Origin of the sequence: Micromonospora sp. NPDC023814 (assembly GCF_040639595.1) — a bacterium.
In the GTDB taxonomy this organism is placed as follows: domain Bacteria; phylum Actinomycetota; class Actinomycetes; order Mycobacteriales; family Micromonosporaceae; genus Micromonospora.
Window position 1 is genome coordinate 1 of record NZ_JBFAAF010000173.1, and the last position, 4,030, is coordinate 4,030.

6 protein-coding genes are annotated in these 4,030 nt (G+C 68.9%); 4 read left to right on the plus strand and 2 right to left on the minus strand.

What is annotated here, in order from left to right; translation table 11 throughout:
- Positions 1-72 precede the first annotated feature (72 nt).
- Together AB0G14_RS34940 and AB0G14_RS34945 are read right to left on the minus strand one after the other, a co-directional pair.
- The gene (locus tag AB0G14_RS34940) at positions 73-315 is read right to left on the minus strand and encodes a hypothetical protein (RefSeq protein WP_357704957.1); all 243 of its coding nucleotides are present in this window, start codon (positions 313-315) and stop codon (positions 73-75) included.
- 50 nt (positions 316-365) lie between these two features.
- On the minus strand, positions 366-1,799 hold the full coding sequence (locus tag AB0G14_RS34945; RefSeq protein ID WP_357704960.1) for an MFS transporter: 1,434 nt from the start codon (positions 1,797-1,799) through the stop codon (positions 366-368).
- Positions 1,800-2,117: 318 nt separating this feature from the next.
- Between AB0G14_RS34945 and AB0G14_RS34950 the strand changes: the two genes are divergently transcribed.
- The 4 genes from AB0G14_RS34950 to AB0G14_RS34965 all read left to right on the plus strand — a co-directional run bounded on the left by AB0G14_RS34950 (position 2,118) and on the right by AB0G14_RS34965 (position 3,958).
- Complete coding sequence (locus AB0G14_RS34950; RefSeq protein ID WP_357704969.1) at positions 2,118-2,339, plus strand: heavy metal-associated domain-containing protein; 222 nt, start codon at positions 2,118-2,120, stop codon at positions 2,337-2,339.
- Between the two features lie 81 nt (positions 2,340-2,420).
- Positions 2,421-2,798: a hypothetical protein gene (locus AB0G14_RS34955; RefSeq protein WP_357704963.1), complete on the plus strand. Its 378-nt coding sequence runs from the start codon at positions 2,421-2,423 to the stop codon at positions 2,796-2,798.
- A 250-nt stretch (positions 2,799-3,048) separates the two neighbouring features.
- The gene (locus AB0G14_RS34960) at positions 3,049-3,321 is read left to right on the plus strand and encodes a zinc ribbon domain-containing protein (RefSeq protein ID WP_357704973.1); all 273 of its coding nucleotides are present in this window, start codon (positions 3,049-3,051) and stop codon (positions 3,319-3,321) included.
- Between the two features lie 55 nt (positions 3,322-3,376).
- Positions 3,377-3,958: an IS607 family transposase gene (locus tag AB0G14_RS34965; protein ID WP_357704966.1), complete on the plus strand. Its 582-nt coding sequence runs from the start codon at positions 3,377-3,379 to the stop codon at positions 3,956-3,958.
- Positions 3,959-4,030: the final 72 nt, after the last annotated feature.

Sequence of the window (4,030 nt, forward strand, 5' to 3'; positions counted from 1 at the left end):
GAACTCTCGGGGGTAGGGCTTGGGCACAGCGACATCCTTCCAGCTCGCCCACAGGGCAAGCCATCTCAGATGTCACCTATCGGTGCAGCAGACCCTCAGAGGGGCGAAGGTGGCTTGACCGATGTCGTGTAGCAGCTCGGTGCGGGCGCTGTCTACGGCGGCAACGCTTTTCGGGGCGAGCCGTTCGGAGGCGTCGCGAGTAGCGGCATCGGTACCTCGGGCGTCCTCCGCAGCGGGGTGCCGGGCGGTGGCGTTGGCGGCAGAGGCGTTCGACGGGTCGTCGTGGGCGGTCAGGATCGGGTCGACGGTGGTCATGATGCTCTCCTTCACACTGTTGGTGATCGAGGCGAGTGTGGTGAGGAAAGTCAGGTCAGCTGATCCTGGGTGGGCTGGGCGTCGGTGGCCTGCTCCGGGTGGGGTGCGGAGCTGCGCAGGGTGATCGCCGCGATGACAGCACCTGCGGCGGCGATGATCCCGGCGCCGATGAAGGCGGCGGAGTAGCCGTCGGTCAGGGCCGGCAGGTCGCCGAGTTGGTCGGCGCCGTAGGACGCGGCGACGGCGGTCATGGCGGCCAGGCCGAGGGCGGAGCCGACCTGGTAGCTGGTGTTGACGATGCCGGATGCCAGTCCGCCTTCCTCGGGGCGGGCGCTGGAGATCGCGGTGCCCAGCGACGGGATGAAGGCGAGTGACATGCCCAGCGCCGCGACGAGCGAGGCGGGCAGGACGTCGGCGACGAAGGTGCCGTCGGGGCGGATCAGAGCGAGCCATCCGAGGCCGGCGGCGAGGACCGCGAGGCCGGTCACGACCATGGGCTTGGGGCCGAATCGGTTGATGGCTCGCGGTGCGAGGGCGATCATCCCGACCATGATGAGGACGGTCATGGGCAGCAGCGCGGCACCGCTGGGGAAGGCGCTGTAGCCGAGGACCTGCTGCAGGTACAGGTTGAGGTAGAACCACATCGGGATCCAGGCCGCGCCGAGCAGCAGTTGGGCGATGTTCGCGGCGGCGAGGTTCGTGGCGCGGAAGATGGACAGGCGCATCAGCGGCTCCCGGCGGGCAGCCTGGATGGCGAGGAACGCCGCCAGGGCGGCGACGGCGCCGGCCAGGACCAACCAGGTCTGCCCGGAGGACCAGCCGACCTCGGGGGCGCGGACGATGGCGTAGACGGCGGCCCCGAGACCGAGGGTCACGGTGAGCGCTCCGGCGACGTCGAGGGAGCCTCGGCGGGCGCCGCCGGCCGGCATCAGCGCCGGAGTGGCGAGGACGGCGACCAGTGCGATCGGGATGTTGATGTAGAAGACCCAGGGCCAGCTGACGTACTCGGTGATGACGCCGCCGAGGAAGACGCCGGCGGTGCCGCCGGCGGGCGCCGCGGCTCCGTAGAGAGCAAGGGCTCTGGTGAGTTCCCGCGGCTCGGCGCCGAAGAGCATCATCAGCAGGGTCAGCGCCGAGGGCGCGATCAGGGCGGCGCCGGCGCCCTGGACGGCGCGGGCGGCCAGCTCGACGGCGACGCTGTCGGCCAGGCCGGCGGCGGCCGAACCGGCCAGGAGGATCAGCCAGCCGGTGGTGAACATGCGGCGGGCACCGAACAGGTCGGACAACCGGCCACCGAGCAGCAGCAGGCCACCGAAGGCGACGACGTAGGCGTTGAACACCCAGGAGAGGTTCTCTGGCGAGAAGCCGAGGTCCGTCTGCATCCGAGGTAGAGCGACGCCGATGATCGAGGTGTCCATGATGACCATGAACTGGGCGAGCGCGATGAGGCCGAGGGCCCACCACCGCTTGGATCCGGATGACATCACAACCACTCCTTCATGCCCCTAGGGGGTACGGGTAAGTGGAGAATGTTTACCCCCTAGGGGTATCGGACGTCAAGTGATCCACGTCAACGACGCCCGATCACGCGAACCCCTTGCGCCATATACCCCCCTGGGGTAGCTTCCGCTTTATCGAGAAAGGCGGATCGTGACGGGACACCGGCACTCAGACGGAGGACGACCACACCGCAGCTTCGCCGGGTCCGCCTTGCCTACCCACACCCATCAGAGGAGATGTCCATGTGCAACAGCGAATCCAGTTGCGGCTGCGCCACTGCCGTTGACACCGCCCCGGCAGCCATCGCCACCCAGGACGGCGTCCGGACCACCTACACCGTGTCCGGAATGACCTGCGGGGGCTGCGCCAACTCCGTGCGCAAGCACCTCAGCACCGTCGCTGGCGTCACGCGCGTCGAGGTCGATGTGACCGACGGCCTGGTCACCGTCACCAGCGACGCCGCCCTGGAGGCCGCCGACGTACGCACCGCGGTCGAACAGGCCGGCTACCAGCTCGTCGGCTGACCATCTGGCCGGTCGTGTCCGTCCCAGGCACGGGCACGACCGGCCGCGCCCTGCCGCATCAACACGGTCACAGCAGTCGACATGACTGGTGCAGATCATCCCGACCACTACCCCACCAGCCCTGGGCTCGTGGTCTACGGCACCGGCTGGTGCCCCGTGCGACGCAGCCGAACCGTGCCCGACGCCGCCGGCGTCGCCTACCACTACGTCGACCTCGACCGGGACCAAGCCGCCACCAGGCTCGTCCGGCGGCTGCAGCACGGACGTCGACGCGTCCCCACGCTGCTGTGGCCGGACGGCACCTTCCTGGTCGAGCCCACGGATGAGGACCTACGGACTCACCTCGACCAGCGAGAAGCAGAATCCAGCACCGGTGACCGGCGACGGCCTACCGGCCACCATCGCCCGCTGGAGCAAAAGAACATGGCGAGGCTGAGGTATCTCGCCGCGAGCCGATGAAGCGGGAGATCTGGGGGCCGCCTGGCGGCGGTCCGGCGGTCCGGAACGCACTGCCGGACCGTCCGGGCGGCACCCGTGCGGATGCCACCCGGACCATCCTTCAGTCGCTAAGCCCCCCCGCAGGGATGAGCTGCCCGAACAGGACGGTGCTGATGTTGCCGCCGGAGACGACCAACCCGACCCGGCGGCGCGGCATTCGGACCCGGCCTGCCAACATCGCGGCTACGGCAAGGGCGCCGCCTTCGGCAAGATCAACCGGTCTGCGCCCACCAGCCAGACATGCTCGCAGTGCGGTCGGCTCGACGGACCGAAGCCGCTGTCCGTCCGGTCGTGGACCTGCCCGTGCGGCGTGACCCACGACCGGGACACAAACGCAGCCAAGAACGTGTTGGCCCAGGGACGCTGGGACAACTCAAAGCCCGTGGAGCGCAGGTCAGACCGGCACCCGTGCCGGCACCGCGCCGAGAAGCAGGAATCCACCCGGGCACTGCGCGCTGTTCCACGCGCAGCGCGGAGGGGTTAACAACTGCTCGCGATTGAATCGTCTCTAGTGTCCTTAGGGGTGCTATGGTGATGGGGTGAATTTGAAGGAGTGGGCGGCGTCTCAGGGGATCGCGTATGTGACCGCGCGGCGGCAGTACGCGGCTGGGACGCTACCTGTTCCTACTTTCCGGCTGGGGCGACTCATCATGGTGGGCGAGCCGTTGCCTGCTGTCTCGGCTGGCGTCGAGCGGGTGGTGGTGTACGCCGGGGTCTCGTCCGCCGAGCAGCGTGCCGACCTTGATCGGCAGGTCGCTCGGGTCGTCGCGTGGGCGACTGGGCGGAACTTGCCGGTGTCGCAGGTGGTGACTGAGGTCGGATCCGCACTGGACGGGCACCGCAAGAAGTTCCTCGCCCTGCTGCGCGACCCGATGGTCACGACCATCGTCGTGGAGCACCGTGACAGGTTCGTCCGTTTCGGTGCCGAGTATGTCGAGGCGGCGTTGACCGCGCAGGGTCGCAGGCTGTTGGTGGTCGACCCGGCGGAGGTCGACGATGACTTGGTCCGGGACGTCACGGAGATGTTGACCTTGTTGTGCGTGCGTCTCTACGGCCGTGGGGCTGCTGCGGATCGGGTGCGTCGGGCGGTCGAGGCCGCCACACAGGACCCGTCGTCGTGAAGGCGATACAGGCGTACCGGTTTGCTCTGGATCTGACGCCGTGTCAGCAGCGGGCGGTGCTGGCGCATGCGG

What these genes read in the sequence shown, in the direction of transcription:
- AB0G14_RS34940 (WP_357704957.1), bottom strand. Translation starts at nt 315, where the DNA reads ATGACCACCGTCGACCCGATCCTGACCGCCCACGACGACCCGTCGAAC.
- AB0G14_RS34945 (WP_357704960.1), bottom strand. Translation starts at nt 1,799, where the DNA reads ATGTCATCCGGATCCAAGCGGTGGTGGGCCCTCGGCCTCATCGCGCTC.
- AB0G14_RS34955 (WP_357704963.1), top strand. Translation starts at nt 2,421, where the DNA reads ATGACTGGTGCAGATCATCCCGACCACTACCCCACCAGCCCTGGGCTC.